Consider the following 504-nt stretch of genomic DNA (forward strand, 5'->3'; position numbering starts at 1 on the left):
CATCTGGATACCCTCTTCGCGGATATCCTTCATCAGGATCGGGGTGCCCTTGAGCGCCGACTGATAGGCGATGCCGCCGCCCATGATGCCGGCGCCGAGCACGGCGGCCAGTTTCACGTCCTTGGCGACTTCGTCGTATTTCTTGGCTTTCTTCTTCAGTTCCTGGTCATTCAGGAACAGGCCGATCAGACTCTGCGCGACCGAGGTCTTGGCCAGCTTGACGAAGCCGGCGGCTTCGACTTCCAGCGCCTTGTCGCGGCCGAAGTTGGCGGCCTTCTGGATGCTCTTGATGGCTTCCACCGGCGCCGGGTAGTTCGGACCGGCCTGGCCGGCGACGAAGCCCTTGGCGGTTTCGAAGGCCATCATCTGCTCGATGGCGTTGAGCTTGAGCTTGTCCAGCTTCGGCTGGCGCTTGGCCTTGTAGTCCAGCTCGCCGGAGATGGCGCGCTTGACCAGGTCCAGGGCAGCTTCCTGCAGTTTCTCCGGAGCGACGACGGCATCGAC

The 504-nt window shown here is 62.7% G+C and carries 1 protein-coding gene; it reads right to left on the reverse strand.

Annotated elements, in window-relative coordinates:
- The coding region (locus ACEWB7_RS17475; RefSeq protein ID WP_411581020.1) for a 3-hydroxyacyl-CoA dehydrogenase NAD-binding domain-containing protein at window positions 1-504 on the reverse strand (504 nt) is incomplete at both ends.

It is taken from the genome of Acinetobacter sp. NIOH-H-8, from assembly GCF_046635365.1.
In the GTDB taxonomy this organism is placed as follows: domain Bacteria; phylum Pseudomonadota; class Gammaproteobacteria; order Pseudomonadales; family Moraxellaceae; genus Acinetobacter.